The 25,572-nt window shown below is 64.0% G+C and carries 24 protein-coding genes and 1 pseudogene; 17 read left to right on the top strand and 8 right to left on the bottom strand.

Going from position 1 to position 25,572, the window contains the following annotated elements:
* Positions 1 to 87: 87 nt before the first annotated feature.
* Positions 88 to 531, top strand: a complete 444-nt coding sequence (fliW, locus tag BI347_RS15205; protein ID WP_071113902.1) for a flagellar assembly protein FliW — start codon at positions 88 to 90, stop codon at positions 529 to 531.
* 2 nt (positions 532 to 533) lie between these two features.
* Positions 534 to 1,100 (top strand): DNA-3-methyladenine glycosylase I, encoded by a 567-nt coding sequence (locus BI347_RS15200; protein ID WP_071116236.1) that lies wholly within the window; start codon positions 534 to 536, stop codon positions 1,098 to 1,100.
* A gap of 67 nt (positions 1,101 to 1,167) precedes the next feature.
* Here the strand turns inward: BI347_RS15200 and clpB are convergent, their stop codons facing one another.
* The gene (clpB, locus tag BI347_RS15195) at positions 1,168 to 3,747 is read right to left on the bottom strand and encodes an ATP-dependent chaperone ClpB (protein ID WP_071113900.1); all 2,580 of its coding nucleotides are present in this window, start codon (positions 3,745 to 3,747) and stop codon (positions 1,168 to 1,170) included.
* A gap of 310 nt (positions 3,748 to 4,057) precedes the next feature.
* On the opposite strand from clpB, the gene BI347_RS15190 reads away from it, so the two are divergent.
* The gene (locus BI347_RS15190; RefSeq protein WP_071116235.1) at positions 4,058 to 4,378 is read left to right on the top strand and encodes a hypothetical protein; all 321 of its coding nucleotides are present in this window, start codon (positions 4,058 to 4,060) and stop codon (positions 4,376 to 4,378) included.
* On the opposite strand, the gene BI347_RS15185 is transcribed toward BI347_RS15190, so the two are convergent.
* Positions 4,375 to 6,405, bottom strand: a complete 2,031-nt coding sequence (locus BI347_RS15185) for a methyl-accepting chemotaxis protein (RefSeq protein WP_071113898.1) — start codon at positions 6,403 to 6,405, stop codon at positions 4,375 to 4,377. The two genes, BI347_RS15190 and BI347_RS15185, sit on opposite strands and share 4 nt — an antisense overlap.
* Before the next feature lie 108 nt (positions 6,406 to 6,513).
* Between BI347_RS15185 and BI347_RS24020 the strand changes: the two genes are divergently transcribed.
* Together BI347_RS24020 and mnmC are read left to right on the top strand one after the other, a co-directional pair.
* Positions 6,514 to 6,678, top strand: coding sequence for a hypothetical protein (locus BI347_RS24020; protein ID WP_158020800.1), 165 nt, complete (start codon positions 6,514 to 6,516; stop codon positions 6,676 to 6,678).
* A 107-nt stretch (positions 6,679 to 6,785) separates the two neighbouring features.
* Positions 6,786 to 8,798, top strand: a complete 2,013-nt coding sequence (gene mnmC, locus BI347_RS15180; RefSeq protein WP_071116437.1) for a bifunctional tRNA (5-methylaminomethyl-2-thiouridine)(34)-methyltransferase MnmC2/FAD-dependent 5-carboxymethylaminomethyl-2-thiouridine(34) oxidoreductase MnmC1 — start codon at positions 6,786 to 6,788, stop codon at positions 8,796 to 8,798.
* 1 nt (position 8,799) lies between these two features.
* Here the strand turns inward: mnmC and BI347_RS15175 are convergent, their stop codons facing one another.
* On the bottom strand, positions 8,800 to 9,225 hold the full coding sequence (locus tag BI347_RS15175; protein ID WP_101686134.1) for an acyl-CoA thioesterase: 426 nt from the start codon (positions 9,223 to 9,225) through the stop codon (positions 8,800 to 8,802).
* Between the two features lie 399 nt (positions 9,226 to 9,624).
* Between BI347_RS15175 and crcB the strand changes: the two genes are divergently transcribed.
* The gene (gene crcB, locus BI347_RS15170) at positions 9,625 to 10,005 is read left to right on the top strand and encodes a fluoride efflux transporter CrcB (RefSeq protein ID WP_071113897.1); all 381 of its coding nucleotides are present in this window, start codon (positions 9,625 to 9,627) and stop codon (positions 10,003 to 10,005) included.
* A 125-nt stretch (positions 10,006 to 10,130) separates the two neighbouring features.
* The gene (locus tag BI347_RS15165) at positions 10,131 to 10,583 is read left to right on the top strand and encodes a hypothetical protein (RefSeq protein ID WP_071116234.1); all 453 of its coding nucleotides are present in this window, start codon (positions 10,131 to 10,133) and stop codon (positions 10,581 to 10,583) included.
* An 81-nt stretch (positions 10,584 to 10,664) separates the two neighbouring features.
* Here the strand turns inward: BI347_RS15165 and gltX are convergent, their stop codons facing one another.
* Both gltX and BI347_RS15155 read right to left on the bottom strand, forming a co-directional pair.
* A complete protein-coding gene (gltX, locus tag BI347_RS15160) occupies positions 10,665 to 12,053 on the bottom strand; it encodes a glutamate--tRNA ligase (protein ID WP_193431057.1) in 1,389 nt (462 codons plus the stop codon).
* A gap of 89 nt (positions 12,054 to 12,142) precedes the next feature.
* Positions 12,143 to 12,766 carry a LysE family translocator gene (locus tag BI347_RS15155; protein ID WP_071116232.1) on the bottom strand — a complete coding sequence of 208 codons (624 nt, stop codon included), beginning with the start codon at positions 12,764 to 12,766 and terminating at the stop codon, positions 12,143 to 12,145.
* A gap of 202 nt (positions 12,767 to 12,968) precedes the next feature.
* Between BI347_RS15155 and BI347_RS15150 the strand changes: the two genes are divergently transcribed.
* Positions 12,969 to 14,399, top strand: coding sequence for an aminotransferase-like domain-containing protein (locus BI347_RS15150; RefSeq protein WP_071113893.1), 1,431 nt, complete (start codon positions 12,969 to 12,971; stop codon positions 14,397 to 14,399).
* Positions 14,400 to 14,522: 123 nt separating this feature from the next.
* Entirely contained in the window at positions 14,523 to 15,800 is a 1,278-nt protein-coding gene (locus tag BI347_RS15145) for a bifunctional O-acetylhomoserine aminocarboxypropyltransferase/cysteine synthase (RefSeq protein WP_071113892.1), read from the top strand.
* 57 nt (positions 15,801 to 15,857) lie between these two features.
* Here the strand turns inward: BI347_RS15145 and BI347_RS15140 are convergent, their stop codons facing one another.
* Together BI347_RS15140 and BI347_RS15135 are read right to left on the bottom strand one after the other, a co-directional pair.
* Positions 15,858 to 16,751 (bottom strand): L,D-transpeptidase, encoded by an 894-nt coding sequence (locus tag BI347_RS15140; RefSeq protein ID WP_071113891.1) that lies wholly within the window; start codon positions 16,749 to 16,751, stop codon positions 15,858 to 15,860.
* Between the two features lie 91 nt (positions 16,752 to 16,842).
* A complete protein-coding gene (locus tag BI347_RS15135) occupies positions 16,843 to 17,202 on the bottom strand; it encodes a glycosyltransferase (protein WP_204378048.1) in 360 nt (119 codons plus the stop codon).
* A gap of 34 nt (positions 17,203 to 17,236) precedes the next feature.
* Between BI347_RS15135 and BI347_RS15130 the strand changes: the two are divergent.
* The 8 genes and pseudogenes from BI347_RS15130 to BI347_RS15095 all read left to right on the top strand — a co-directional run bounded on the left by BI347_RS15130 (position 17,237) and on the right by BI347_RS15095 (position 24,900).
* Positions 17,237 to 18,156: pseudogene (locus tag BI347_RS15130) on the top strand (IS5 family transposase).
* A 6-nt stretch (positions 18,157 to 18,162) separates the two neighbouring features.
* On the top strand, positions 18,163 to 18,729 hold the full coding sequence (locus BI347_RS15125; protein ID WP_338032387.1) for a TolC family protein: 567 nt from the start codon (positions 18,163 to 18,165) through the stop codon (positions 18,727 to 18,729).
* A gap of 60 nt (positions 18,730 to 18,789) precedes the next feature.
* Complete coding sequence (locus BI347_RS15120) at positions 18,790 to 19,494, top strand: TolC family protein (protein ID WP_071116229.1); 705 nt, start codon at positions 18,790 to 18,792, stop codon at positions 19,492 to 19,494.
* A 98-nt stretch (positions 19,495 to 19,592) separates the two neighbouring features.
* Positions 19,593 to 21,137: a 23S rRNA (uracil(1939)-C(5))-methyltransferase RlmD gene (gene rlmD, locus BI347_RS15115; protein WP_071116228.1), complete on the top strand. Its 1,545-nt coding sequence runs from the start codon at positions 19,593 to 19,595 to the stop codon at positions 21,135 to 21,137.
* 272 nt (positions 21,138 to 21,409) lie between these two features.
* Positions 21,410 to 22,591 (top strand): NupC/NupG family nucleoside CNT transporter, encoded by a 1,182-nt coding sequence (locus BI347_RS15110; protein WP_071116227.1) that lies wholly within the window; start codon positions 21,410 to 21,412, stop codon positions 22,589 to 22,591.
* A gap of 121 nt (positions 22,592 to 22,712) precedes the next feature.
* Positions 22,713 to 23,339, top strand: coding sequence for a UPF0149 family protein (locus tag BI347_RS15105; RefSeq protein WP_071116226.1), 627 nt, complete (start codon positions 22,713 to 22,715; stop codon positions 23,337 to 23,339).
* Positions 23,340 to 23,444: 105 nt separating this feature from the next.
* Positions 23,445 to 24,272, top strand: a complete 828-nt coding sequence (locus BI347_RS15100; protein ID WP_071114920.1) for an undecaprenyl-diphosphate phosphatase — start codon at positions 23,445 to 23,447, stop codon at positions 24,270 to 24,272.
* Between the two features lie 157 nt (positions 24,273 to 24,429).
* Positions 24,430 to 24,900, top strand: coding sequence for an NUDIX hydrolase (locus BI347_RS15095; protein ID WP_071114919.1), 471 nt, complete (start codon positions 24,430 to 24,432; stop codon positions 24,898 to 24,900).
* Between the two features lie 71 nt (positions 24,901 to 24,971).
* On the opposite strand, the gene BI347_RS15090 is transcribed toward BI347_RS15095, so the two are convergent.
* Entirely contained in the window at positions 24,972 to 25,568 is a 597-nt protein-coding gene (locus BI347_RS15090) for a hypothetical protein (RefSeq protein WP_071114918.1), read from the bottom strand.
* Positions 25,569 to 25,572 lie beyond the last annotated feature (4 nt).

The following is a 25,572-nucleotide window of genomic DNA, read 5'->3' as shown; positions in this document are numbered from 1 at the left end:
TCGTGCCGCCGGCATCGATTTATGACAATCCCCAGCGCTGCGGTATCATTAAGGCTACCGCCACACCCATTCCGCAAGGAGAGTCCCATGCGCTTTGATTCCAGCCAGCTTGGCAATGTCGAGGTGGACGAAAAGACCATCATCACCTTCCCCCACGGCATTCCGGCCCTGGAGAACTGCACCCGCTTCAAGCTGTTCCATGACGCCACCCATCCGATGCCCCAGGTCTATTGGCTGCAATCGCTGGACGATCCGGGCATCACCTTCAGCCTGACCCTGCCGGAACGGCTGGGCGTGCGCTTCCAAATCGAGCTATCCGACCAGGAAGTAGCGCAACTGCAGCTGCAAGGCCCAGAGGATGCGGCCATCCTGCTGATGCTGTACCGCCCGCTGGAGGCGGACCGCGATTCCCACCCGGCGCTGGGACCGTTGCAGGCCAATCTGTGCAATCCGCTGGTCATCGGCCTGTCGTCGCAGCGCGGCATCCAGAAAACCGGTCTGCAGATCGACGTCCTGCTGCATACGCCCTGAGCATGAGCCCGCCACGATGCCCATGGTGCGGCGACGATCCGCTGTACGTCGCCTACCACGACCACGAATGGGGCCGCCCCGAGCGCGACGACCGCAAGCTGTTCGAGATGCTGATCCTGGAGGGCGCCCAGGCCGGGCTGTCCTGGATCACAATCCTGAGAAAGCGCGAAGGCTATAGGGAAGCGTTTCATGGCTTCGACCCGGCCAAGGTGGCGGCGATGAGCGAGGACGATGTGGAGCGGCTGATGGGCAACCCGGCCATCGTGCGCAACCGGCTGAAGCTCCGCAGCGCCATCCGCAACGCCAAGGTATTTCTGCAGATGCAGCGCCAGCACGGCAGCTTCGCCGACTGGCTATGGGCGCATGTGGACGGCCAGCCGATATTGCGGCGCTACGACGACTCCCGGGTTCCGGCCAGCAACGAGCTGTCCGACCTCATCAGCAAGGCGCTGCAGAAGGCCGGGATGAACTTCGTCGGCAGCACGGTGATCTACGCTTATCTGCAAGCCTGCGGCGCAGTCAACGACCACCTGTCCGACTGCTTCCTGCACCCGGACCAGGCCGGCTGAGTCCGGCGGCTCCGCCATGAAAACGGCCGCCTGAAGAGGCGGCCGTTCCTTTGCGCAGCGGCGAGGATCAGTCGAACACCAGCTGCCCATTCCTCGCGTCCACCATCACCGTAGCCTTGGGCGGGTACTTGCCAGCCAGGATGGCCTTGGCCAGCGGATTTTCCAGCTCGCTCTGGATGGCCCGCTTCAACGGCCGCGCGCCATAGACCGGATCGAAACCGGCTTCGGACAGCAGGGCCAGCGCCTCGGAGCTGATCTGCAGATTGAGGTCCAGCTTGGCCAGCCTGGCCTCCAGTCCCTTGAGCTGGATGCGGGCGATGGACTGGATATGCTTCTCGTCCAGCGCATGGAACACCACCACCTCGTCGATGCGGTTGACGAACTCGGGCCGGAACTGGATCTTCACCTCGGCCATCACCGCCAGCTTTATCACCTGGTAGTCGTCCATAGCCATCGCCTGGATCTGCTGGCTGCCGATATTGGAAGTCATCACGATCACGGTGTTCTTGAAGTCGACGGTGCGGCCCTGGCCGTCGGTGAGGCGACCGTCGTCCAGCACCTGCAGCAATACGTTGAACACGTCCGGATGCGCTTTCTCCACCTCGTCCAGCAGGATCACGCTGTACGGTTTGCGCCGCACCTGTTCGGTGAGGTAGCCGCCCTCTTCATAACCCACGTATCCGGGCGGCGCGCCGATCAGCCGCGCCACCGAATGCTTCTCCATGTATTCCGACATGTCGATGCGGATCAGGTGATCTTCGCTGTCGAACAGGAATCCCGCCAGCGTCTTGCACAGTTCGGTCTTGCCGACGCCGGTCGGCCCCAGGAACAGGAACGATCCGTACGGCTTGTTCGGATCGGCCAGGCCGGAGCGCGAGCGGCGGATGGCGTCGGCCACCGCGGTCACCGCCTCGTCCTGCCCCACCACCCGCTGATGCAGCACATCTTCCATATGCAGCAGTTTCTCGCGCTCGCCGGTCAGCATCTTGGACACCGGGATGCCGGTGGCGCGGCTGACCACTTCGGCGATCTCCTCCGCCCCCACCTGGGTGCGCAGCAGGCGGTTGGGCTTGGCCTGCTCGCCGCTGCCGGCGGCTTCGGCCTCCTTCAGGCTGGCTTCCAGCTTGGGCAGCTTGCCGTACTGCAGTTCGGCCAGCTTCTGCCAGTCGCCCTTGCGCTTGAGGTCTTCCATCTCCACCTTGAGGCGATCGATCTCCTCCTTGATGCTCTGGCTGCCCTGGGCGGCGGCCTTCTCCGCCTTCCAGATTTCCTCCAGGTCGGCGTATTCGCGCTGCAGGCGCTCGATTTCCTCCTCGATCAGCTGCAGACGCTTCTGCGAAGCCTCGTCGCTCTCGCGCTTCACCGCCTCGCGCTCGATCTTCAGCTGGATCAGCCGGCGGTCCAGCTTGTCCATCGATTCCGGCTTGGAGTCCAGCTCCATCTTGATCTTGGACGCCGCCTCGTCGATCAGGTCTATCGCCTTGTCGGGCAGGAAGCGGTCGGTGATGTAGCGCTGGGAGAGCTCCGCCGCGGCGACGATAGCCGGGTCGGTGATGTCGACGCCGTGATGGATTTCGTACTTTTCCTGCAAGCCGCGCAGAATGGCGATAGTGTCCTCCACCGACGGCTCGCCCACCAGCACCTTCTGGAAGCGGCGCTCCAGCGCGGCGTCCTTCTCGATGTACTTGCGGTATTCGTCCAAGGTGGTGGCGCCGATGCAGTGCAGCTCGCCGCGCGCCAGCGCCGGCTTCAGCATATTGCCGGCGTCCATCGCGCCCTCGGCCTTGCCCGCCCCCACCAGGGTGTGGATTTCGTCGATGAAAATCAGCGTCTGGCCGTCGTCTTTCGCCAGATCATTCAGCACCGCCTTCAGCCGCTCCTCAAACTCGCCGCGGTACTTGGCGCCGGCAATCAGCGAAGCCAGGTCCAGCACCAGCAGGCGCTTGTTCTTCAGACTTTCCGGCACTTCGCCATTGACGATGCGCTGCGCCAGGCCTTCGACGATGGCGGTCTTGCCGACGCCCGGCTCGCCGATCAGCACCGGGTTATTCTTGGTGCGGCGCTGCAGCACCTGGATGGCGCGGCGGATTTCATCGTCGCGGCCAATCACCGGATCCAGCTTGCCTTGGCGGGCGCGCTCGGTCAGGTCCATCGTGTATTTCTTCAGCGCCTCGCGCTGGCCTTCGGCGTCGGCGCTGGAGACATTTTCGCCGCCGCGCACTGCATCGATGGCGGCCTGGATGGAGGCGTGGCTGCCGCCATGCTCTTTCAGCAGCCGTCCGGTTTCGCCCTTGTCCTGGCTCAGCGCCGACAGGAATAGCTCACTGGCGATGTACTCGTCGCCCAGCTTCATCGCGATCTTGTCGGTGACGTTCAGCAGATTGGACAAATCGCGCGAGACGGTGATTTCTCCGCCATGGCCCTGCACGCGCGGCAAGCGCTCCACCGCCAGCTTCAGGCCGGCCTTCAGCGCCGGCACGTTGACGCCGGCGCGGGCCAGCAGGCCGCCGACGCCGCCTTCGCTGTCATCCAGCAGCGCCAACAGCAGGTGCTGAGGCTCGATATAGGCGTTGTCGCCCGCCACGGCCAGGCTTTGCGCGTCGCCCAGCGCCTGTTGGAATTTGGTGGTCAATTTGTCGAATCGCATGGTTGACGCTCCAGTAAAAACTATCGATGTCTTCCATTTGGGGGAGCCTGCCGATCATTTCAAGAGTGACGCCGGTCACAGCTTTGACTAGGCTCAACACCCGCACCGCGACATGACAGGGAAATATCACTCCGCCGATTGGCAAGCAAGCAGGGATTCATGAACCGGCTTCTGCTGCTCGCCGCCAGTTGATCGCTTTGCGCCCGCCCCGCCGTCGCCAGCGAGTTTTCGCTGCCGCTGTTTGACGCGTCGGTCCGCCATGGTTGCCATACTGCCGCCCGAACCAGAGCAATCCCGACGCCGGCCTGGCATGGAACTTCGCCGGGGCGATGGGCAGGGCCGCTGGTTCAACCGCGCCGGCGGCCACCGCGACGCCTTCCGCAAGGACGCCTATTTCGCCTCGCTCGGCTGGCGTAGGGAATGGGCCGTCGCCGGTCCGTTGACTGCCGGATTGCTGCCGCAAGCCGGCCCTCTCGACGGCTCCGGCCACCACGGCCTGGCCACCCGGCCCCAGCTGAACAGCGGCTCCCGCCCGCTGGCGCTGGAGCTAGTCTATTCACCCAGAATATCGGTCGGTACGCGGCAACAGAAGACCGCCGTCACCACGCTGAATCTGCGCTGGACCTTCTAGGCGCGGAACACCCTCACCTCCCGCGTCAGCGAATCCGCCAGCCGCGCCATCTCGCCAGCGGTTTCCGCCGAGCGCTCGGCGGCCTGGTTATTGGTGTCCGCCAGCCGCGCCACATGGGCCACCTGCACTGCGATGCTCTCCACCGCCTGCCGCTGCGAGGCCAGTTCCTGATTGATGCAGGCCACCACCTCCATCGATTTTTCCGCATCGGCGACGATAGAGGCCATCGCCTCCCTGGCCCGCGCGGTAATGGCCGCGCCTTCCGACGCGCAACTCACCGACTGGCGCATCGCCTGCACCGCCAGCACCGTGGCCTGTTGCATCGCCTCTATCATCCCGGCTATCTGCCGGGTGGACTGGCTGGTGCGTTCCGCCAGCTTGCGCACCTCGTCGGCCACCACCGCGAAACCGCGGCCCATCTCACCGGCGCGGGCGGCCTCGATCGCCGCGTTCAACGCCAACAGATTGGTCTGATCGGCGATATCATGGATGACATTGACGATGTCGCTGATCTGGCGCGCATTGCTCTCCAGCGCCTGCAGGCTGTCAGCGGCGTTGTCCAGGGTGGCGGTGATGCGGTTGACCTCGTCCACCGCCGCCACCAGGCTCGTGCTGCCGTTCTGCGCCGCCTCGCTGGAGGCGCGCGCCACATCGCTGGCCTCGCCCACCACCCGCTCGATCTGCTCCACGCCAGCGATCAGCAGCTCGGTATGCTGCGACATCTGCTGCGCGCTGTTGCGCTGCTCGCCGGAAGAGGCCGCCGCCGCGCCAGCCTTCTGCGACAGGTCCTGCGCCGCGCGGTCCAGGTCCACCGCATGGTGGCTGGTACGGTTGAGCGCCTGCTGGAAGCTGTCCAGCAAGCCGTTGAGCGCGTCGGCCACCTCGCCCATCTCGTCCCGCCGCCGTATCTGCAAGCGGTGCTGCAGATCGTGGTTGTCGCGGATGGACGCCACCTCGGCCACCAGTTGGCGCACCGGCCGCGTCACCAGGATCCGGGTCACACCCCACAGAGCCAGAGCCAGCACCACCAGCAATACGCTACAGCCGGCCGCCAGCCAGACCACCAGCATGCGGTTTTCGCGCTGCAGTTCGGACTCGGTCTCGTCGCTGACCACCAGCCAGTTCCACGGCGCGAAGGCGGCATAGGACAGCATGTGCGCGTCCGCGCCCTTGTCGCTGGGCAGGCGCACGGTCAGATTGCCGCTGCCGGCCTTGAGCAGGTCGCGCAGGTAGGGCTGGCCGCCGGCATCCCGCGATTTGTCTATCGAACGGCCGTTGAGCTTGGGATGCAGAAGATAGCGGCCATAGCTGGCCGAGGCAGGATTGACGTCGATCACGTCGATATGGCCGCTGTCCTCCAGCCTCACCTTGCCCAGCCGCACCAGCAGGCTGGCGATACCCTCGGTGGCGCCGACGCCGACAAAGGTGGCGCCTATCACCTTGCCGTCGCCGTCCTTGATCGGACTGTAACTGGTGACGTAATCGCGGCCGTACAGATTGGCCAGGCCGATGTAGCCGTCGCCCGCCATCAACTTGGCGTAGGCCGGCGCGGCGCGTTCCAGTTTGCTGCCCAGCGCGCGGTTGCCGTTTTCCATCAGCAGCGTGGTGGAGATGCGGACGAAGTCGTCGCCGTCGCGCGCATAGATCGAGGCGACGTTGCCGCTGACGGCGGAAAAGTGGTCAGCCATCTGGTTATTGCCGTTGACCAGCTCGCTCCCCATCATCAGCGCCGGCGTCTCCGCCCCGGCCACGCGGATCTTCTGCGCCGGTTTCAGACTGAAACCGCCCTTGAATTCGGCGAAGAACACTTTTTCAAACTGACGGGTGGACAGCCGCAGCGACTCGTTGAAACCGTCCACCATGTTCAAGGACTGCGCCAACAACTGGGCCTGCACTTTCTGGGTACGCTCCAGCATCAGCCGCTGGCTGAACAGGTATAGCGGGTACATGATCGCGCCCGCCACCAACACCATCAGTACCACCTGGGTCAACACCAGCCGGCTGCCTATGCTGCTTGCTCGCTTCATCGCCCTCTCTCCGCCCCCGCCGGAATCCGCCCGGCCAGAAACCGCATCGCCCATCCATACCCAGCGGACGGCGCGGCGCCGATCGCGAAGAACTGGAAGGCTCATGTCATGATGGCGGCCCGTCCCGCCTGGCCGCCGCTTCTTCATCTTATTACAGGCTTCCGCCCGGCAAACGCCCGCCGCGCCTGCCATCGCGACAATACCGACCCAGTCCATGCCTATGGCATTTTTGAACGCAATGCCAATTTTATTAGACTGATTAACGACAAATAACGGTGTCGGCGCATTATCCATCTGGAACGCCTGTATTGGCCGTGCGACAATCCTGGCTGACCGAACAGACCATCCGCCGGCTTTCAAGGCCGCGGACCAAGCCGCCGATGACCACGCCTTCCGACACCAGCCCCACCCGGCACGCCCAGCTCGCCTGGCAGGACGGCCAACCGCTGTCGCTCGCCTTTGGCGACGTGTATTTCTCCCGCGACGCCGGCCTGGATGAAACCCGCCATGTCTTCATTCAACACAACCAGCTGGCGGAGCGCTTCGCCGCGCTGCCCGGCCATGGCCAGTTCACCATCGCCGAAACCGGCTTCGGCACCGGCCTTAATTTCCTCTGCGCCTGGCAATGCTTCGAACAATGCGCGCCGGCCGACGCCCGGCTGCACTTCGTCAGCGCCGAGAAATACCCGCTCACGCCGACAGACCTGTCGCGCGCGCTGGCGTTGTGGCCGGAACTGACCGCCCAGTCCAGCCAGTTGCTGCGGCAATACGATGCGTTGACGCCGGGCTGGCACCGGCTGCTGCTGGCCGATGGCCGCGTCAGCCTGACGCTGATGATAGGCGATGTGCTGGAGGTGCTGCCGTTGCTGGATGCCCGTGTAGACGCCTGGTTTCTGGACGGCTTCGCGCCGTCGAAAAACCCGGACATGTGGCAACCACCCTTGTTCGACCAGATGGCCAGGCTGTCCGCGCCCCACGCCACCTTCGCCACCTTCACCAGCGCCGGCGCCGTGCGCCGCGGCCTGGCGGAGGCCGGATTCGAAGTCAAAAAAGCGCCGGGGCACGGACAGAAACGCCACATCTGCCATGGCCGGCTGAACGCCGCCCCGGCAGCGCCATGGCAGCCGCCCTGGTTTGACCGTCCGCCGCAGCGCTGGCGCGAACGCAGCGCCATTGTGGTAGGCGGCGGCATGGCCGGTGCCTCCACCGCCTATAGCCTGGCCCGGCGCGGCTGGCAGGTGACGCTGATAGAACGCATGCCGCAATTGGCCAGCGCCGCCTCCGGTAATCCTCAAGGCGTGCTGTACACCAAGTTGTCGCCGCATCTCACCCCCTTGAGCCGGCTGGTGCTGTCCGGTTACGCCTACAGCCTGCGCGCGCTGCACACGCTGCTTCCGGGCGAGGAGCGGAGCTGGCAGGCCTGCGGCGTGCTGCAGTTGGCGTATGAAGACAAGCAAGAGGAAAAACAGCAGGCGCTGGCCGCGCTGGGCCTGCCGGAAAGCGTGATGCGGCGGCTGGACCGAGCCCAGGCCAGCGAACTGGCCGGCGTGGCGCTGCCCAGCGGCGGGCTGTTTTTCCCGCAAGGCGGCTGGGTGCATCCACCGGCGCTGGTGGCTCGGCTGACGCAGCATCCCAATATCACGCTGCGCACCAACCATACCGTGCTGCAGTTGGACTACAGCCCGGAACAGCAAAGCTGGCTGGCCAGCGACGAGAGCGGTCCGCTGGCCCTGGCCTCGGTGGTGGTGCTGGCCGGCGCGGCGGAAACCGCCCAATTCGACTCCACCAGCCATCTGCCGCTGAAAAAGATACGCGGCCAGGTGACCAGCATCGCCGCCACGGCGGACAGCGCGCGGCTGGCCACCGTGCTGTGCGGCGAAGGCTACATCTCGCCGGCCCGCGACGGCCGGCATTGCCTGGGCGCCACCTTCAAGTTCGACAGCGACGACCTGGCTGTGAGCGAAGGGGAGCACCGGGAAAACCTGCAGATGCTGGCCGAGCTGGCGCCGGCTCTGCACGGCAGCCTGACCGGAGGAGATGCCGCCAGCGCCGGTCTCGATGGCCGGGCAGCCTTCCGCTGCACCAGCCCCGACTATCTGCCGTTGATCGGCCCGGTGGTCACCCGCCGCGACTTCGCCGACCGCTACCGGGAATTGGCGAAGGACGCCACCCTGCGCCCGGAGCAGCCCTGCCCCTGGGTCGAGGGCCTGTACGTCAATACCGCGCACGGCTCGCGCGGCCTGATCACCGCGCCGTTGTCGGGAGAGATTCTGGCGGCGCTGCTTGAGGGAGAACCGGCGCCGCTGCCGGCCGACCTGATGCAGGCGGTCCATCCCAGCCGCTTTCTGCTGCGCGACCTGATCCGCCACAAGCTGAACCCGGACGCGCGGTGAATCATTCGGCCGGCAGCGCGCGCTGGATCGCCTCGCGGATGGGATCGGGTATGGCTACCGACTTCTGCGCCTTATAGTCGACCCAGACCAGCAACACCTCGGCGCTGGCGTACACCACGCCGGGGTCGTCCTGCCGATAGAAATGATGGTGCAGTTTCAGGCTGCTGCGGCCCAGTTTTTCCAGCTCGATGGTGATTTCCAGCGTTGCGGGGTAGGTCAGCTGCTTGCGGAAGGTGCAAGCGGTATTGGCCAGCACCGGGCCGATATTGTCCGGATCGATACCGTAGCCCAGCGAGTCCAGCCATTCGATCCGCACCTGCTCCAGATAGCGGAAATAGTAGGTGTTGTTCAGATGGCCGACGGCGTCCATGTCGCCCCAGCGCATGCTGATGACGCGCTTGTCTATTACCGGATAATGCGTGGTCAAAACCTGATCCTTTCATGTGGGTTGGTCGCCATATGATAGCGTCAAAGCACCTGACACGTGCTCATCCAAACATTCCAGACGATTGTTTTGCTAAAGTGTTAATTCCAACTGAATTCCATTACACCCTGTCACACAAGCCATCAACAATCACGCTACTGGCCGCCCGCCGCAGTCGGGATAATGACCCGGTCAGCTTGCGAAACCCAACGGATTCTCAAGCCGGACGCGATCGGATTGCGTCGTCAATGGCGCGTAGTCTGGTCACCTGAGCGAAGGTGCAATTGGGAGCCCCCTTTGGGGCTCTTTTTTTTTGCCCTCGGCCGCGCCCAAGCGCTGCCTGTACGAAAACCGTCCCGCCATGCAAAATGGCGAACATAGTCAACCCCGTACGCCATCACCATGTGGAAATCGATATTCGCCATCGCCGGCGGCGCCGCCATAGGCGCGCTGTTGCGCTGGTTTCTCGGGCTCAGGCTGAACAGCCTGTTCCCTGCCCTGCCGCCCGGCACGCTGGCCGCCAATCTGATAGGCGGCTACATCATAGGCCTGGCGGTGGCACTATTTGCCGACATGCCCAGCCTGTCGCCGATGTGGCGCTTGCTGATCATCACCGGCTTCTGCGGCGGGCTAACCACCTTCTCCACCTTCTCGGCGGAAGTAGTGGACCTGCTGCGCCAGGGCCAGCTGATGCCGGCCCTCACCGCCATCGCGGTGCACGTCAGCGGCTCGCTGCTGATGACCATGGCCGGCATCGCCAGCTGGCAGCTACTGCGGCGCTGAGCCGCCGCCTGCGCCATCGGCCATGCAAAAGGACAAGCTAGAACTACGTATTTGCCACATTTGAAGCAGCGTAGTCCTGATTCTATCTTTCAACCTCCGAACTAAGTGTTTCTCCGGAGATTGACATGGCAAACCCTCTGACGCTGCTGATGCCGATCCGGCAAGACGCCGACCTTGCCTCCCTGGCAGACGCCATCCGGGAAAGCCAGCCCCGGCTGCGTCGGGCGCTGGCCTCCCTAGGCACCATCCACTATGCCCGCCTGCTGCTGCTGGACCGCGCCGCGCCTAATCTGCAACCCGGCCCCACTCCCAGCCAGAATCATGTTCTGGCCATCATCGGCGAATACGACGGCAGCTTCGACGCCTGCATCGTAGGCCTGGCCGGCGAGGCCGGCCCCATCTTCGACACCCTGCTGCAATTCGTAGAGGACGGCGCAGGCCTGATTCCGGCCGCCAACCACGTGGCGCCCCTCTCGGCCTTCGTCAGCCGGAACAACGCCTCGCAGCACGCCCCCAACCAAGACCAGTACCAGGCCTACGCCGCCACCGCGCAGGAAATCATGGCCGCGCTGCCCTAAGCCTTCCCCCGAGCCAAACAAAACACCCCGCGGCGACGCGGGGTGTCTTTGCCTCGGGACAGCCTTGCGGCCGGCCCTGAATCAGCCGCGCAGGCGGCGCAGCACTTCGTCCTTGCCTATCAGCGCCAGCACCGCGTCTACCGACGGAGTCTGGGTGGTGCCGCACACCAGCACCCGCAGCGGCATGCCCAGCTGACCCATCTTGATGCCTTCGTCGGCGCAGAAGGGCTTGAACAGTTCGTGAATGCTTTCAGCGGTCCAATTGTCCAGCGCGGCCAGCTTGTCGGCGAAGCGGCCCATCCGCGCGACGGTGTCGCCGGCCAGGTGCTTTTCCACATCGGCGGCGGCCGGCTCGCGCTTACGGTAGAAGTAGTCCACCTCCAGCGCCAGCGCGTTCAGGTCCTGCACCCGCTCTTTCACCAAGGCCAGCACGTCGCTCATGGCCGGACCGCTGGAGGTGTCGACATTGGCGGCGGCCAGGCGCGGCGCGATCAGCTCGGCCAGGCGGGCGTTGTCGGCGGACTTGATGTGCTGGGCGTTCAGCCACATGAACTTTTCCTGGTTGAAACGGCTGGCGGAGGGACTCACCGCCTCCAGCGTGAACCACTCGACAAACTGCTCCATGCTGAAGAATTCGTCGTCGCCGTGGCCCCAGCCCAGGCGCGCCAGATAGTTGAGCAGCGCTTCCGGCAGAATGCCCTTGTCGGCGTAGTCCACCACGCTCACCGCGTCGCGGCGCTTGGACATCTTCTGGCCGTCCTCATTGAGGATCATCGGCAGATGGCCGTACACCGGCAGCGGCGCGTTCAGCGCCTTGAGGATGTTGATCTGGCGTGGAGTGTTGTTGACGTGGTCGTCGCCGCGGATCACGTGGGTGATCTGCATGTCCCAGTCGTCCACCACCACGCAGAAGTTGTAGGTGGGGCTGCCGTCCGGACGGGCGATGATCAGGTCGTCCAGCTCGGTGTTGGATATCTCGATGCGGCCCTTGACCGCGTCGTCCCAGGCCACCACGCCGTCCAGCGGCGTCTTGAAGCGCACCACCGGCTGCACACCCTCAGGAACGGCCGGCAAGGTCTTGCCTTCCTCCGGCCGCCAGCGGCGGTCGTAACGCGGCTTGTCGCCGCGGGCTTCCTGCTCGGCCCGCATCGCCTCCAGCTCTTCCTTGCTGCAATAGCACGGGTAGGCGTGGCCGGAAGCCAGCAGCTGCTGGATGACTTCCTTGTAGCGGTCGAAACGGTGGGTCTGGTAGAACGGACCCTCGTCGTAGTCCAGACCCACCCAATGCATGCCATCCAGAATGGCTTTCACCGATTCCGGGGTGGAGCGCTCCAGGTCGGTGTCTTCGATGCGCAGCACGAACACGCCGTTGTTCTTGCGGGCGTAGGCCCAGGAAAACAGCGCGGTGCGCACGCCGCCGATGTGCAGGTAACCGGTGGGGCTGGGGGCGAAACGGGTACGGATCATGATGGGTAGGACTCTGCGGGAAAACTGAAAGACGGCTATTGTACGCCGTCAACAAAAAAGCCCGCAAACTTGCGGGCCTTATTTTGCATGGCTCAGACCATATTCGGCAGGGTGTGGGCCGGCATCATCTGCGCCAGCAGCCAGAAAGCGGTCAAGGCGAGCATGGCGGCCATGCTGAAATTGAAGGCGCGCAGTCGCGGCGGCGAATCCAGGAAGCGTCGGATGGCCACGCCGGAGCCGGCCCACACCGCGATGCAAGGCAGGCTGGTGAAGAAAGTGATCAGCACAAACAGCGCGGCGGCGTACCAGGCGTTCATATGCGCCGGCAGGAACACCATCACCAGGTTGAAGCCCATCAGCCACACCTTGGGATTGAGCCAGTTGAACATGATGCCGCCCCAAAAGCCCATCGGCCGCGAGCCGGACTCGGCGCTTCTGGCGGCGCCGGCGCGCGCCATGCCCCAGGACAGCCACAACAGATAGCAGCAGCCGGCGATCGCCAGGTACAGCTGCAGCGACTCCATCAGCGACATCAAGGCGCCCAGCGCGACGGTGAGGATGCCCACCTGCAGGGACAGGCCCAGCGCCATGCCCAGCAAGGACGGCAAAGTCCGGGAAAAACCGAAATTGACGCCGGACGAGGCCAGCACCAGGTTGTTGGGGCCGGGGGTGATGGACATCACCAAGAGATAAGTGACCAGCGCTACCAGATTCATGACGACTCCTAAACCGCAACCGGCACGCGCCGGCATCCACGGGGCATGCCCCCGACTCAAGGTCGTCATCTTAGGCGGTTTCGCTGGACAATTACAGATTCAGAAAAATAGAATTGAGACCATAACAGTTTAACAAGCGAAAAACTGTTATGGTCTATTTCGTTTGAAACTGTACCGTCCGCACCCATCCGGAGATTGAAAAATGAGCAGCGAGCCGCTCTACCAGCAGCTGGTGAACGAATGGACCACCCTGATCCAGACCGGCACGGTCCGTCCCGGCGAGCGCCTGCCGTCTGTGCGCAAGGCCTGCGCCATGCACAAGGTCAGCCCGTCCACCATCCTGCTGACCTACCGCACGCTGGAGGACCGCGGCCTGATCGAAGCCCGACCGCAGTCGGGCTTCTACGTCAAGTCCGCCGCCAACCTGCCGTTGCCGCGGATGCGCCGGCAAAGCGCCGCCCACCACACCGGCGGCGAGGTGGTGGACCAGATCGAGGCGGTGATGGGCGCGCAAAACCAGGCCGACTTCATCGACCTGTCGCTGGCCAGCCCGCGCGGCAGCGACTTCTACCCCACCACCCGCTTCAAGCACATCATGGGCCGGCTGCTGCGCCAGCACCCCGAGCTGACTACCGACTACCCGTTCCCGCCGGGTTCGGAGCGGCTGCGGCGGCAGATCGCGCAGCGCGCGGTGAGCTGGGGCTGCGTGCTGGCGGCGGACGACTTGGTGATCAGCAACGGCTGCACTGAGGCGCTGCAACTGGCGCTGCGCGCCACTTGCAAACCGGGCGACACCGTGGGCGTGGAGTCGCCCACCTATTTCGCGCTGCTGCCTATGCTGAAGGACCTGGGCTTGAGCGTGATCGAAATCCCCACCCACCCCACCAGCGGACTGGCGCTGGACGCGCTGGAATTGTTGCTGTCGGAAAAGCGGCTCAACGCCATCGTGGCGATGCCCACGGTGCACAACCCGCTGGGCAGCACCATGCCGCCGGAAGCCAAGCAGCGGCTGGCGCAGCTGGTATGCGACTACCAGGTGCCGCTGATCGAGGACGTGCCGCACGCCGACCTGTTCTACGGCGCCACCACTCCGGACGCGGTGAAAGCCTACGACCGCGACGGCTGGGTGCTTTTGTGCGCCAGCTACAGCAAGACGCTGGCGCCCGGCTTCCGCATCGGCTGGATCGCGCCGGGACGATTTCTCAGCGCGGTGCGGCGACTGAAGTTCGCCAGCAGCCTGGGCCAGCCGGCGCTATTGGAAGAAACCTTGGCGGAATATCTGGAGAGCGGCGGCTACGACCACCACCTGCGGCTGATCCGCCGCCACTTCATCAACCAGATGGAGAAGCTGCGCGGCGCGGTGGCGCAGCACTTCCCAACCGGCACCCGCGCCACCCTGCCCTCAGGCGGCTGCCTGCTGTGGGTGGAGCTGCCCAGCCACGCCGACACCATGCAGCTGTTCCATGCCGCGCTGGCGGAACGCATCACCGTAGTGCCGGGCGCGATGTACTCGGCCAAGGGCCGCTACCGCAACTGCCTGCGGCTGTCATGCTGCTATCCGTGGAACGAAGCCTACCAACGGGCGCTGGCGCGGGTGGGAGAGTTGGCGGGCCAACTGGCGGACAAGGATTGAAATATAACGGATAGTTATATTTAGAAGCATCGTTATCTCCTTGTGGTCATTCAGAAGCGGCATTAAGGTAGATGTTCATGACATCAGCCTGACCATTCCGCCAACCCGTCCTGGAGCCTGACGATGAAACTGGAAACCCTAGCCGTCCACGCCGGATACAGCCCCGACCCCACCACCCATGCGGTCGCGGTGCCCTTGTACCAGACCACCAGCTATGCCTTCGACAGCACCCAGCACGGCGCCGACCTGTTCGACCTCAAAGTGCAGGGCAATATCTACACCCGCATCATGAACCCCACCACCGATGTGCTGGAGAAACGGGTGGCCGCGCTGGAAGGCGGCATAGGCGCTCTGGCGGTGGCCTCCGGCATGGCGGCCGTCACCTATGCCATCCAGACCATCGCCGAGGCCGGCGACAACATCATCGCCACCCGCACGCTGTACGGCGGCACCTACAATCTGTTCGCCCACACCTTCCCGCAGTTCGGCATAGAAGTGCGCTTCATCGACTACCGCGACCCTGCCGCCATCGCCGCCCTGGTGGACGAGCGGACCCGCGCAGTGTTCTGCGAATCCATCGGCAACCCGCTGGGCAACGTGGTGGACTTCGCCGCCTTCGCCGCCGAGGCGCACCGCCACGGCCTGCCGCTGATCGTCGACAACACCGTGCCCTCGCCCTATCTGTGCCGCCCGTTCGAACACGGCGCCGACATCGTGGTGCACAGCCTGACCAAATATCTGGGCGGCCACGGCAACAGCATAGGCGGCGTCATCGTCGACTCGGGCAAATTCCCATGGGGCGAGCACGCCAAGCGCTTCGCGCGGCTGAACACCCCGGACGTCAGCTATCACGGCGTCAATTATGTCGAGGCGCTGGGCGCGGCGGCCTACATCGCCCGCGCCCGCGTGGTACCGCTGCGCAACACCGGCGCGGCGATCTCGCCGTTCAACTCTTTTCTGATCCTGCAGGGAATCGAAACGCTGGCGTTGCGAATGGACCGCATTTGCGACAACGCGCTGCGCGTGGCTCAATACCTGCGGGAAAGCCCGGCGGTAGAGTGGGTGGAATACGCCGGCCTGCCGGACAGTCCGAGCAAGCCGCTGGCGGACCGCTACCTGGGCGGCCGCGCCTCCGGCATCCTGTCCTTCGGCATCAAGGGCGGGGAGCAAGCCGGCGGCCGCTTCATCGACGCGCTGCAATTGGTGACCCGGCTGGTCAATATCGGCGACGCCAAATCGCTGGCCTGCCACCCCGCCTCCACCACCCACCGCCAGCTGTCGCCGGAAGAGCAACTGAGCGCCGGCGTCAAGCCGGAACTGATCCGGCTATCCATCGGCATCGAGCATATCGACGACATCCTGGCGGATATCGGCCAGGCGCTGAAAGCGGCCGCGCAATAAATGCCGCAAACAGAAAGGGCCGCATCCGCGGCCCTTTTCCATTTCCCTCGCAACCCGTCACCCCGCCCTGGCGGCGGATGCACGGCCGCGCTGGCTGGCGCGGGCCGGCGGACCTACTTCGTGTTCCTGCAAGGGTTGGCTGGCGGCGGGCATCGCAGGCGCATCGTGCGCCATGCGCGACAGCCAGGCGAACGCCTGCAGGCCGCCACTGATTGCGCCGTTGGCGCTCTTGCAGCTCAGGCACACCGGTTTGCCGTTGCGCTGCTTCAGGGCATCGTCCACCCGCTGGCCATACAAGGCCTGCCCATGCTCGCGCTGCCAGTCCAGCAAGGTCTGCGCCAGATATTGCAGCGACGGGTCCTCCTGCTTGTAATGATTGCGGTAGACGGTCAGCCACAACTGGCCGGCCTCGTCCTGGCTCAGCAGTATGGTCTGGTAGGCGATGGTGACCGCGTCGCCGCGGCTGACCGTACCGGCCAGCTCCAGCGCATCCTCGTTATGCATCCGCACGCAGCCATGGCTGCGGAATCCGGGCACCGAAGCCGGGGCGTTGGTACCGTGGAAGCCCAAGCCCAGGCTGCTCTCGCCGAAGCGCACGAACACCGGGCCCAGCGGATTGTTGGGGCCAGGCGGCACCACGGTCTGCACTTCCTTGCCGCTGCGGCGCATTTCCTCCTGGATGGACTTGGGGACATGCCAGGCCGGCGCCTTGTAGATGCCGGTGATATCGAAGCTGCCAGTCGGCGTCTGGGTCAGCATTTTGCCCACCGCCACCGGGAAGATCCGCGCCAACTTGCCGTCCTGATACAGGAACAGCCGCGCCTGCGGCAGGTTCAGCACCAGGTGCCGTCCCGCCGGGTTCACCTGGATGTCCGGCGCCGGCGTCACCGCCGCCGCGCACGGAAACGCCAGCGAGCCACCCAGCGCCAGCACCGATAACCACTTCAACATACCTTGCCCTGAATTACATGAACATGGTTCAGATTGTAACAGAAAGCCCCGCCAGCCCGGATTGTGCGAATTTACACCGCCCCGCCAAGCATCAATTCGCCAAACCTAGCAGCTGCAGCCGTCTGGGCAAACAAACCTCCGTCAAATCATAACGCTCCACCACCGACTGCCGCGCGGCCTGGCGCAACTCAGCCAAGTCCTGCCGGGACCGGCACGCGCCAGCCACCGCGTCGGCGATGTCTTCTGGAGAAAAGAAGTCCACCAACAAACCATTGCGCCCCCCCTCAATCACCTCCTGCACCGGCGCGGTCCGCGAGCCGATCACGACGCAACCGCACGCCATCGCCTCCAGCATCGACCACGACAAGACAAAGGGATAAGTCAGATACACATGCGCCGTCGAAACTTGCAATAACCGCAAATAGTAGTCATACGGGGCTTTGTTGCACAAATCCGCCGCACCGCGGCTTGGTTAAGATAGCGGCATGCCCAAGCCCGTTCCGAAATGCTACCGAACCACCAACTGGAAAGCCTACAACCAAGCGCTGATCCTGCGCGGCTCCCTGTCCATCTGGCTCGACACAAGCTTGATGTGGCAGGCAAAACCGCAGGGAAAGCGAGGCCGAGCGCAGTCCTATAGCGATGCCGCCATTCAATTCTGTCTGACCATCAAAAAACTGTTTGGATTGGCGTTGCGGCAAACCATCGGTTTCATTCAAAGCCTGTTCAAGCTGGCGGGCCTGGACTGGAGCATCCCCGACTACAGCGGCAGCAGACGCTGCAGGTCAAGATTCCCTACCAGAAAAGCTCAGGCGCGCTGCATCTGCTGGTGGATAGCACTGGGATCAAAATGCTGGGCGAAGGCGAGTGGAAAACCAAGAAGCATGGCGCGGAGTATCGCCGGCAATGGCGCAAGGTGCATCTGGGCATCGATGCGAAAACCCTGCAAATCCGCGCCATGGAGGTGACAGACAAGCGCCAGGGCGATGCGCAAATGCTGCCTTCGCTATTGGCGCAAATCCCGGTCGATGAGCCGATAGCCTGCGTGAGTGGCGACGGGGCTTTCGATACCAAGGCATGTCATGAGGCGATTGCCGCGCGAGGCGCAACCGGATGTATTCCGACCCGCAGGAATGCGAGACCGTGGAAAGGAAATTCGCTGGGTGTGCTGGCTCGCAACGAGATTCTGCGGGCGACCAAGCGACTAGGCAGGGCAATCTGGAAACGCTGGAGCGGCTATCATCGCCGCAGCTTGGTGGAAACTAAGATACATTGCTTCAAACGGTTGGGGGAAAGGGTGACGGCACGGCGTTTCGATGGTCAAGTGGCAGAGCTGCAAGTGCGCGCAGCGATCTTGAACCACTTCAGCATGCGGGGCCGGCCGTGCACGGTGGCTATGGCATAAATCGGTTTGGGGAAAGGGGAAACTCGTCCTGCCTGGGATTTGTGCAACAGAGCCGCCCACGACCCATCCACCTCGCTTTTTCTATACGCCGCCGCCAGCCAGGCGCTTTGCCACCACCCGCAGACACATGAGGCATGGGCGCAACTCCATGCAGGAGAGGCCCAACTAGGCAGCGCCCGCGCAGCCTACTTGCCCACGCTGAGCGCCTCGCTGCAAAACGGACGCGACCACGCCGTCACGCAAGTTCCCTCCATGCCGGAACTGAGCACCGACACGCACAGGCGCTACCGCAGCGATACCCTGACGTTGAACTGGTTGCTATACGACTTTGGCGCCCGCGACGCCGCGCTGAAGAACGCGCACGCCCTGCTGGAATCCGCCCAAGCCAATCTGGACGGCGTGATGCAGAAAGTCCTGGCCGGCACCGCCCAGGACTATTACGCCGCCATCGCCGCCCAGGCCGCCAGGCAGGCGGAGCAAGAAACCGAAACGGTCGCGGAGCAGAGCCTTGAGGCCTCCAGCCGGCGCGTCCGCGCCGGCGTTGCCGCCATCAGCGACCAATTGCAGGCGTAAACGGCCGCTGCCCAGGCCCGGTACGCGCTGGCCAAGGCCGAAGGCGCCTGGCGCAATGCGATGGGGGCGCTGGCGCTGGACATGGGCTTGTCGCCATCCACTCCACTGCGCCTGCCGCCGGCCAGCCAGTTCGACGCCTCGTCCAACGCCGGCCTGGGGCCAGTAGACGAATTATTAGCCGTCGCCCAACGGGAGCACCCCAGCCTGCTGGCCGCCCGCGCGCAGCTGGCCGCAGCCCAGGCCAAGGAGGACCAAGTACAGGCACAGGGGAGGCCGTCCGTCAGCTTCGTCGCGCGCGCCAACCACAGCACCCAGCCGGAGAGCCTGGGCACGGGCCTGCCGCTGGTGGGCGCGCGCGCGCAGGATCGCTACATCGGCATACAGGTCGACATCCCGCTATTCGAGGGTTTTGGCCGGCACTATCAGATCTTGCAGGCCGCCGCCGAGGCGGAAAACCGGCAGGCCCAGCTGGAAGACGCACAGATGCAGGTGACGCAAGGCGTCTGGACCCATTACCAGTCACTGGAGACCGCCACCGCGAATGCACGTATCACACGCGAGCTGCTGGACAGCGCGCAGGCAGCCTTCGTCGTCGGCAAGGCCCGCTACGAAAAAGGAGCCGGCAACATTCTGGAACTGCTGAGCGTGCAGGCTGAATTGGCCAAGGCGCGCCAACAACGGGTGCAGGCGCTGACAGACTGGCTGACCGCCCGCCTACAACTGGCCGCCAGCGTGGGGAGGCTTGATCCCGGGGCCTTGCGGTGACATCCAGAGCCCGCAACGGCTGCAGCATAAAAAAACCAGCAAGAATCGCCGGTTTTTGAGAAAATCCGCGTTTACCGATTGATTTCGCAAGCAAGACGATGACGCACCCAAAGACTATTGCCCTGGTCGAATCGCTGGATCACGAAGGCCGGGGGGTCGCCCATGTTGACGGCAAGACCATTTTCATCGATGGCGCCCTGCCGTACGAAAAGGTGGTCTACAGCAGCTACCGCAAGAAGCCCAGCTACGAAAACGCCCAGACCAGCGCCGTGCTGAAGGAAAGCTTCATGCGCGCCGAGCCGCGCTGTCCGCACTTCGGCACCTGCGGCGGCTGTTCGATGCAGCACGTCGAGTTCAGCGCCCAGGTGGCGATCAAGCAGCGCGTGCTGGAGGACAATCTGCAACGCATCGGCAGGGTCAAGGCCGAACGCATTCTGACCCCCATCGCCGGACCGGCCTGGCATTACCGTCATCGCGCCCGACTGTCCGCCCGCCTGGTGGCCAAGAAGGGCGGCGTGCTGGTGGGCTTCCACGAGAAGAACTCCAGCTACATCGCCGAGATGCGCGAATGCCACATCCTGCCCAAGCACATCTCCGACCTGATCCTGCCGCTGCGGGAAATGATCGCCAGGCTGTCGATCAGCCAGCGCATGCCGCAGGTGGAAGTGGCCGTCGGCGACAAGCTGGACATCCTGGTGTTCCGCAATATGGACGACATCACCGACGCCGACTTTGAAATCCTGAAGGGCTTCGCCGATGCGCACCGCAGCGCCGAACGCCCGCTGCAGATCTGGCTGCAGCCCAAGGGCCCGGAAACCTGCTACCCGATCTATCCGCTGGATGCGCCCAAGTTGACCTACAGCATGCCGGAGTACGCGGTGGAGATGCCCTACTACCCCACCGAATTCACCCAGGTGAACCCGCAGATCAATGCGGTGATGGTGGCGCGCGCGCTGAAATTCCTCGACCCGCAGCCGGGCGAGCGCATCGCCGACATGTTCTGCGGCATCGGCAACTTCACCCTGCCGATCGCCCGCTCCGGCGCGCGAGTGCACGGCATGGAAGGCAGCCAGCCGCTGGTGAAGCGCGCGGTGGAAAACGCCACCCACAACGGCCTGCAGGACAAGGTGAGCTATGAAATGGCCAACCTGTTCGAAGTCACCGAGGAATCGTTCGCCTCGCTCGGCAAGTTCGACAAGATGCTGGTGGACCCACCGCGCGACGGCGCGGTGCAGCTGCTGAAGGCCATCACCGAGGAAACCGCGCCCAAGCGCATCGTCTACGTGTCCTGCAACCCGGCCACGCTGGCGCGCGACGCCGGCATCCTCGTCAATACCAAGGGCTACACGCTGAAGACGGCCGGCATCATCAATATGTTCCCTCACACGGCGCATGTGGAGTCGGTGGCCTGGTTCGAGAAGACCAGCCCGTGCAAGAGCCGCAAGGAAGTGGAAGCGATAGAAGCGCTGGAAGCGGCCGAGCGCGAAGCGGCGAAGGCGGCGCGCAAGGCCGAGGAAGCCGCGGAAGAAGCGAAGAAAGCCCAGCAGCAGGCCGAGAAAGCCGCCGCCAAGGAAGCGCGCCGCGCCCACTATTTCAGCGAGAAGGCCCGCCGCGAAGCCGAAGGCGATCCGTCGCAGGCGTGATGAAACCCGCCCGGTTTTGACCATTGCGTCAAACCGGGCGTTTTTGTCTTCATTTAAAGACAGATTGTTTGATTTAAAGACTGGTTTTAACTCGAACTTCAGCGCATTGTGCCGACACCGCCGGCGCTTACCCATGGCGCATGACGGCAAGGCCCAGGCCGTAAAACCGGCCGCCTTTATAAAAACTGGCGTCGGCCCGCCCCCAGGCGCGGGACCGACACACTGCTCGAAACACGCCCCGGCAGGGGGAAACCCAAAAGCGACACCTAACCATGCATATCGTCCAATTCATCATCGGCCTCGTCGTCGTGCTGGCCCTCACCCAGCTGGTCGCGCGCGACCGCAAGAACATCAAGATACGCTCCGTGATCCAGCTGCTGGTCATCGAGATCGCGCTGGCGTTCTTCCTGCTCAACACCACTTACGGCCTCGCCATCGTCGGCAGCATCTCCGGCGTCTTCACCAAGCTGATGGACTTCGCCGGCGAAGGCACCCAGTTCGCCTTCGGCGGCATCCAGAACAAGGGTGAATTCAGCTTCTTCCTGAACGTGCTGATGCCCATCGTGTTCATCTCGGTGCTGATCGGCATCCTGCAGCACATCCGCGTGCTGCCGGTGGTCATCCGCGCTGTCGGCTTCGTGCTGTCGAAGATCAGCGGCATGGGCAAGATCGAATCGTTCAACGCCATCAGCTCGATGATGGTAGGCCAGTCGGAAAACTTCATCGCCTACAAGAACATCATCCACACCTTCGACGAAAAGCGCATGTACACGCTGGCCGCCACCGCGATGTCCACCGTGTCGATGTCCATCGTCGGCTCCTACATGCAGATGATAGAGCCGCGTTACGTGGTGACCGCCCTGGTGCTCAATCTGTTCAGCACCTTCGTGGTGCTGTCGCTGATCAACCCCTACGACAGCGCGCTGGGCGAGGACGAACTGATCAGCAGCGACGGGCATCGCGTGTCCTTCTTCGAAATGCTGGGAGAATACATCCTGACCGGTTTCAAGATCGCGGTGATCGTCGCCGCGATGCTGGTCGGCTTCATCGCGCTGATCGCCTGCGTCAACTTCATTTTCACCTCGATCTTCGGGATCAACTTCCAGACCATGCTGGGCTATGTGTTCTGGCCGTTCGCCTGGCTGATGGGCGTGCCCACCAACGAGGCGCTGACCGCCAGCAGCATCATGGCGACCAAGCTGGTCACCAACGAATTCGTTGCCATGCTGGAACTGAAGAACCAGGCCGCCCACCTGTCAGCCTACACCCGCGGCGTGCTGTCCATCTTCCTAGTGTCCTTCGCCAACTTCAGCTCCATCGGCATCATCGCCGGCGCGGTCAAGGGCCTGGACGAGGATCGCGGCAATATGGTGTCCCGCTTCGGCCTGAAGCTGGTCTATGGTTCGTCGCTGGTAAGCATTCTGTCCGCGCTGATCGCCGGCCTGGCGCTGTAAGCCGCGCGGCATCGGCCACTTCGCGACCGCCCGTGCCCAACGGGCGGTTTTTCATTGCGCGCCCTCCCGGCTACCCGCGCTTTATCGCATAATATCCACCTACCCATACAGGAACCGCGCCATGCCGCATCCCGCCCTCAGCGAACAAGACTACCAGCGCCTGTCCTCCATCCTGGCGCGCTTCGCCGATCAGCAATGCATGAATCTGGAACAGCTGGACGGCTTCTTCGCCGCCCTGCTGTCCGGCCCACAGGCCATCCCGCCGGCAGAATGCCTGCCGCTGATCCTGGGCGAAGCCTTCGACGATGAAAGCGCCTTCCCCAGCGAGAAATCGCTGGAGCAGTTCGTCGCGCTGCTGCGCGGCCACTGGCAGGACATCGCCAACGCCCTGTCGGGCGGCGAATTTCAACCCTGGCTGGACGCCGACGCCAACGGCGCGGTGCTGGGCAACGACTGGTGCGAAGGCTTTGTTTCCGGCATGGAGCTGCTTAACGACGACTGGGGCATGCTGTTCGAATCGGCAGAAAACGCGCCGCTGCTGGAGCCGATCCTGGCGCTGGGCTTCGAGCGCCATCCCGACGCCGAGATGCGCCCCTTCGTCGAAGCCATCAGCGCGGAGCAACGCGAAGCCTGGCTGGCGGCCATCTCGCCCTCGGTGCACGGCATCCACAATTTCTTCGCCGCGATACGCCGCCAGCTGGAGCGGGAAGAACAAGACCTGGAACAGCAGGAACGCCGCCCGCACTGAGCCCGGGTAAACCCCGGCGCCGCGGCGCGCGTTAAACAGCAAAACCATAAGCAGCCGGCGATCCGCCGGCTGCCTTCGTATTTTTTCTTGAACAGGAATTTGTCCATGAATGCCATCGAAGCTTTGCTGTTTGCCGTCATCCAGGGGGTCAGCGAGCTGTTTCCCGTCAGCAGCCTGGGGCACGGCGTACTGATTCCCGACTGGCTGCGCTGGTCGATCAACCGTACCCATCCGGACTTCCTGCCGTTCATGGTGATGCTGCACCTGGGCACCGCGGCCGCGCTGCTGATCTATTTCCGTCGCGACTGGATCGCGCTGATCGGCGGCTGGCTGAAGGCCGGCGGCCGCGCCAGCAATCCGGAAGCCCGGCTGATGTGGCTGGTGATCGCCGGCACCATACCGGCCGGCATCCTGGGCCTGCTGCTGGAAAAACAACTGCGCCAGCTGTTCACCAGCACCACCGCCGTACTGGTTTTCCTGGCGCTGAACGGCCTGATGCTGTTGTGGGGCGACAGGCTGAAGAAAAAGACCGCCTCGCATCAGCTATCGGAACTGAGCTTCGCCGGCGCCATCAAGATAGGCGCGGGCCAAGCGCTGGCGCTGCTGCCCGGCTTCTCCCGCTCTGGCGCCACCCTGGTCACCGGCCTGGCCCACGGCCTGGACTACGCATCGTCGGCCCGCTTCTCCTTTCTGCTGGCCACGCCCATCATCACCGCCGCCGGCATGCTGGAAATCCCCAAGCTGGCCCACAGCCATGCGCCCGCGCCCTGGGGCTTGCTGCTGGCCTGCGGCGCGGTATCCGGCGTGTGCGCCTACGCCAGCACCTGGTTCCTGATGCGCTATTTCAAGAAGACCGAAATCGAATCGCTGCGCCCCTTCGGCTACTACTGCCTGCTGGTCGGCGTGGGCGGCTTGCTGGCGAAATTAGTGTAAATCGGCTGGACTTGGCCGATACCTATTATAAAATTGCAACAAGAATAGTAATTCTACTTATTGAAATACAGATGGCGCTCTACTAGAGCGCCATCTGTTTTAGAATGACTACCTAGAGGCGTCAGACCTCGTCATAGACGATTAATTTTTTGGAAGAATGAGTGTTTTGGAAGAACGCAAGAATGAACGCCTGCCCAACGATCTGGCCAGGCGGGCCACGGCCATCATAGAGATGCCGGATGGCGTATTGGTGACCGCCAGCCGCGGCGGTCGTTACAACCTGCCCGGCGGCAAGGCCAATCGCGGTGAACTGCGCTCTCAGGCGCTGATCCGCGAAGTGCGCGAGGAAACCGGTCTGCGCATCAACTCCATGCTGTACCTGTTCGATCACATCACCCCGTTCAACGCGCACAAGGTCTATCTCTGCATCGCGCAGGGCCAGCCCAAGCCGCAGCACGAGATCGAACGCATCGCGCTGGTCTCCTCTCCCGACACCGACATGGACCTGTTCGTCGAAGGCCGGGCCATACTGCGCCGCTATGCCAGGCTGCGCGGCGAGGAAACCGCCAAGGGGCAGGCATTGCGCGCGCTGCTGGGACTGGCGCGCTACATCGCCAAAGTGGACTAGCCAGGTCCAGCCAAGCAAAAGGGCATGTCGATCGACACGCCCTTTTTTCATGCTCCGCGGCGACAGTCCGCCTATTTGGCCCTGGCCGCCGGCGCGGATGCGGGCACCGCGACGCCCTGCTCCTGCATCATGGCCACCATGTCGGCCGGCAGCTCCACCCAGCCCGCCGTTTTCGCAAACGACAGGGTCGCCGCCAGTAGCACCAGCGCCAACGGCATGAACAATGCCACCCCCAGCATCACCCTCAGCCGCGACACCGTCGAAACCACCGACAGGGCGTTCACCAGCACCACCAGGCCGAACAGCGACAGCGCGACATCGGCGCCGGCGGCCATGTCGTCCGGCAGCCAGCTGGTCAGCGGCTCGACGAACTGCAGGCCGCTGGCCACCACCACCAGGCCGAACAAGGGCGCCGTCAGCTCGCCCTTCGCCAAGCGCAGCCAGAAAGTGATGAAGCGGGTGAAAAACACGGTCTCCAGCCAAGTGAACAGCACCATGAAACCGATGCGGCCAGCGATGTTGCCGCCCAGCTCGGCGGTATCGCCGCTGGCGATCAGACCCAGCAGCGTCAACAGCAGCGCGGGCTGCCACCATGGATACTGATAAACGGCCAGCGGCTTGACCCGCAGCCGCAGCAAATCGAGCACATCGTCGATCAACAGGCGCATGGGA

The organism is Chromobacterium sphagni (assembly GCF_001855575.1).
GTDB classification, from domain to species: Bacteria; Pseudomonadota; Gammaproteobacteria; order Burkholderiales; family Chromobacteriaceae; genus Chromobacterium; species Chromobacterium sphagni.
The sequence above is the reverse complement of the archived record's forward strand: the minus strand, read 5'-3'. Positions and strand labels throughout refer to the sequence as shown.

What these genes read in the sequence shown, in the direction of transcription:
- fliW (WP_071113902.1), top strand. Translation starts at nt 88, where the DNA reads ATGCGCTTTGATTCCAGCCAGCTTGGCAATGTCGAGGTGGACGAAAAG.
- BI347_RS15200 (WP_071116236.1), top strand. Translation starts at nt 534, where the DNA reads ATGAGCCCGCCACGATGCCCATGGTGCGGCGACGATCCGCTGTACGTC.
- clpB (WP_071113900.1), bottom strand. Translation starts at nt 3,747, where the DNA reads ATGCGATTCGACAAATTGACCACCAAATTCCAACAGGCGCTGGGCGAC.
- BI347_RS15190 (WP_071116235.1), top strand. Translation starts at nt 4,058, where the DNA reads ATGGAACTTCGCCGGGGCGATGGGCAGGGCCGCTGGTTCAACCGCGCC.
- BI347_RS15185 (WP_071113898.1), bottom strand. Translation starts at nt 6,405, where the DNA reads ATGAAGCGAGCAAGCAGCATAGGCAGCCGGCTGGTGTTGACCCAGGTG.
- BI347_RS24020 (WP_158020800.1), top strand. Translation starts at nt 6,514, where the DNA reads ATGATGGCGGCCCGTCCCGCCTGGCCGCCGCTTCTTCATCTTATTACA.
- mnmC (WP_071116437.1), top strand. Translation starts at nt 6,786, where the DNA reads ATGACCACGCCTTCCGACACCAGCCCCACCCGGCACGCCCAGCTCGCC.
- crcB (WP_071113897.1), top strand. Translation starts at nt 9,625, where the DNA reads ATGTGGAAATCGATATTCGCCATCGCCGGCGGCGCCGCCATAGGCGCG.
- BI347_RS15165 (WP_071116234.1), top strand. Translation starts at nt 10,131, where the DNA reads ATGGCAAACCCTCTGACGCTGCTGATGCCGATCCGGCAAGACGCCGAC.
- BI347_RS15155 (WP_071116232.1), bottom strand. Translation starts at nt 12,766, where the DNA reads ATGAATCTGGTAGCGCTGGTCACTTATCTCTTGGTGATGTCCATCACC.
- BI347_RS15150 (WP_071113893.1), top strand. Translation starts at nt 12,969, where the DNA reads ATGAGCAGCGAGCCGCTCTACCAGCAGCTGGTGAACGAATGGACCACC.
- BI347_RS15145 (WP_071113892.1), top strand. Translation starts at nt 14,523, where the DNA reads ATGAAACTGGAAACCCTAGCCGTCCACGCCGGATACAGCCCCGACCCC.
- BI347_RS15140 (WP_071113891.1), bottom strand. Translation starts at nt 16,751, where the DNA reads ATGTTGAAGTGGTTATCGGTGCTGGCGCTGGGTGGCTCGCTGGCGTTT.
- BI347_RS15120 (WP_071116229.1), top strand. Translation starts at nt 18,790, where the DNA reads ATGGGGGCGCTGGCGCTGGACATGGGCTTGTCGCCATCCACTCCACTG.
- rlmD (WP_071116228.1), top strand. Translation starts at nt 19,593, where the DNA reads ATGACGCACCCAAAGACTATTGCCCTGGTCGAATCGCTGGATCACGAA.
- BI347_RS15110 (WP_071116227.1), top strand. Translation starts at nt 21,410, where the DNA reads ATGCATATCGTCCAATTCATCATCGGCCTCGTCGTCGTGCTGGCCCTC.
- BI347_RS15105 (WP_071116226.1), top strand. Translation starts at nt 22,713, where the DNA reads ATGCCGCATCCCGCCCTCAGCGAACAAGACTACCAGCGCCTGTCCTCC.
- BI347_RS15100 (WP_071114920.1), top strand. Translation starts at nt 23,445, where the DNA reads ATGAATGCCATCGAAGCTTTGCTGTTTGCCGTCATCCAGGGGGTCAGC.
- BI347_RS15095 (WP_071114919.1), top strand. Translation starts at nt 24,430, where the DNA reads ATGAGTGTTTTGGAAGAACGCAAGAATGAACGCCTGCCCAACGATCTG.
- BI347_RS15090 (WP_071114918.1), bottom strand. Translation starts at nt 25,568, where the DNA reads ATGCGCCTGTTGATCGACGATGTGCTCGATTTGCTGCGGCTGCGGGTC.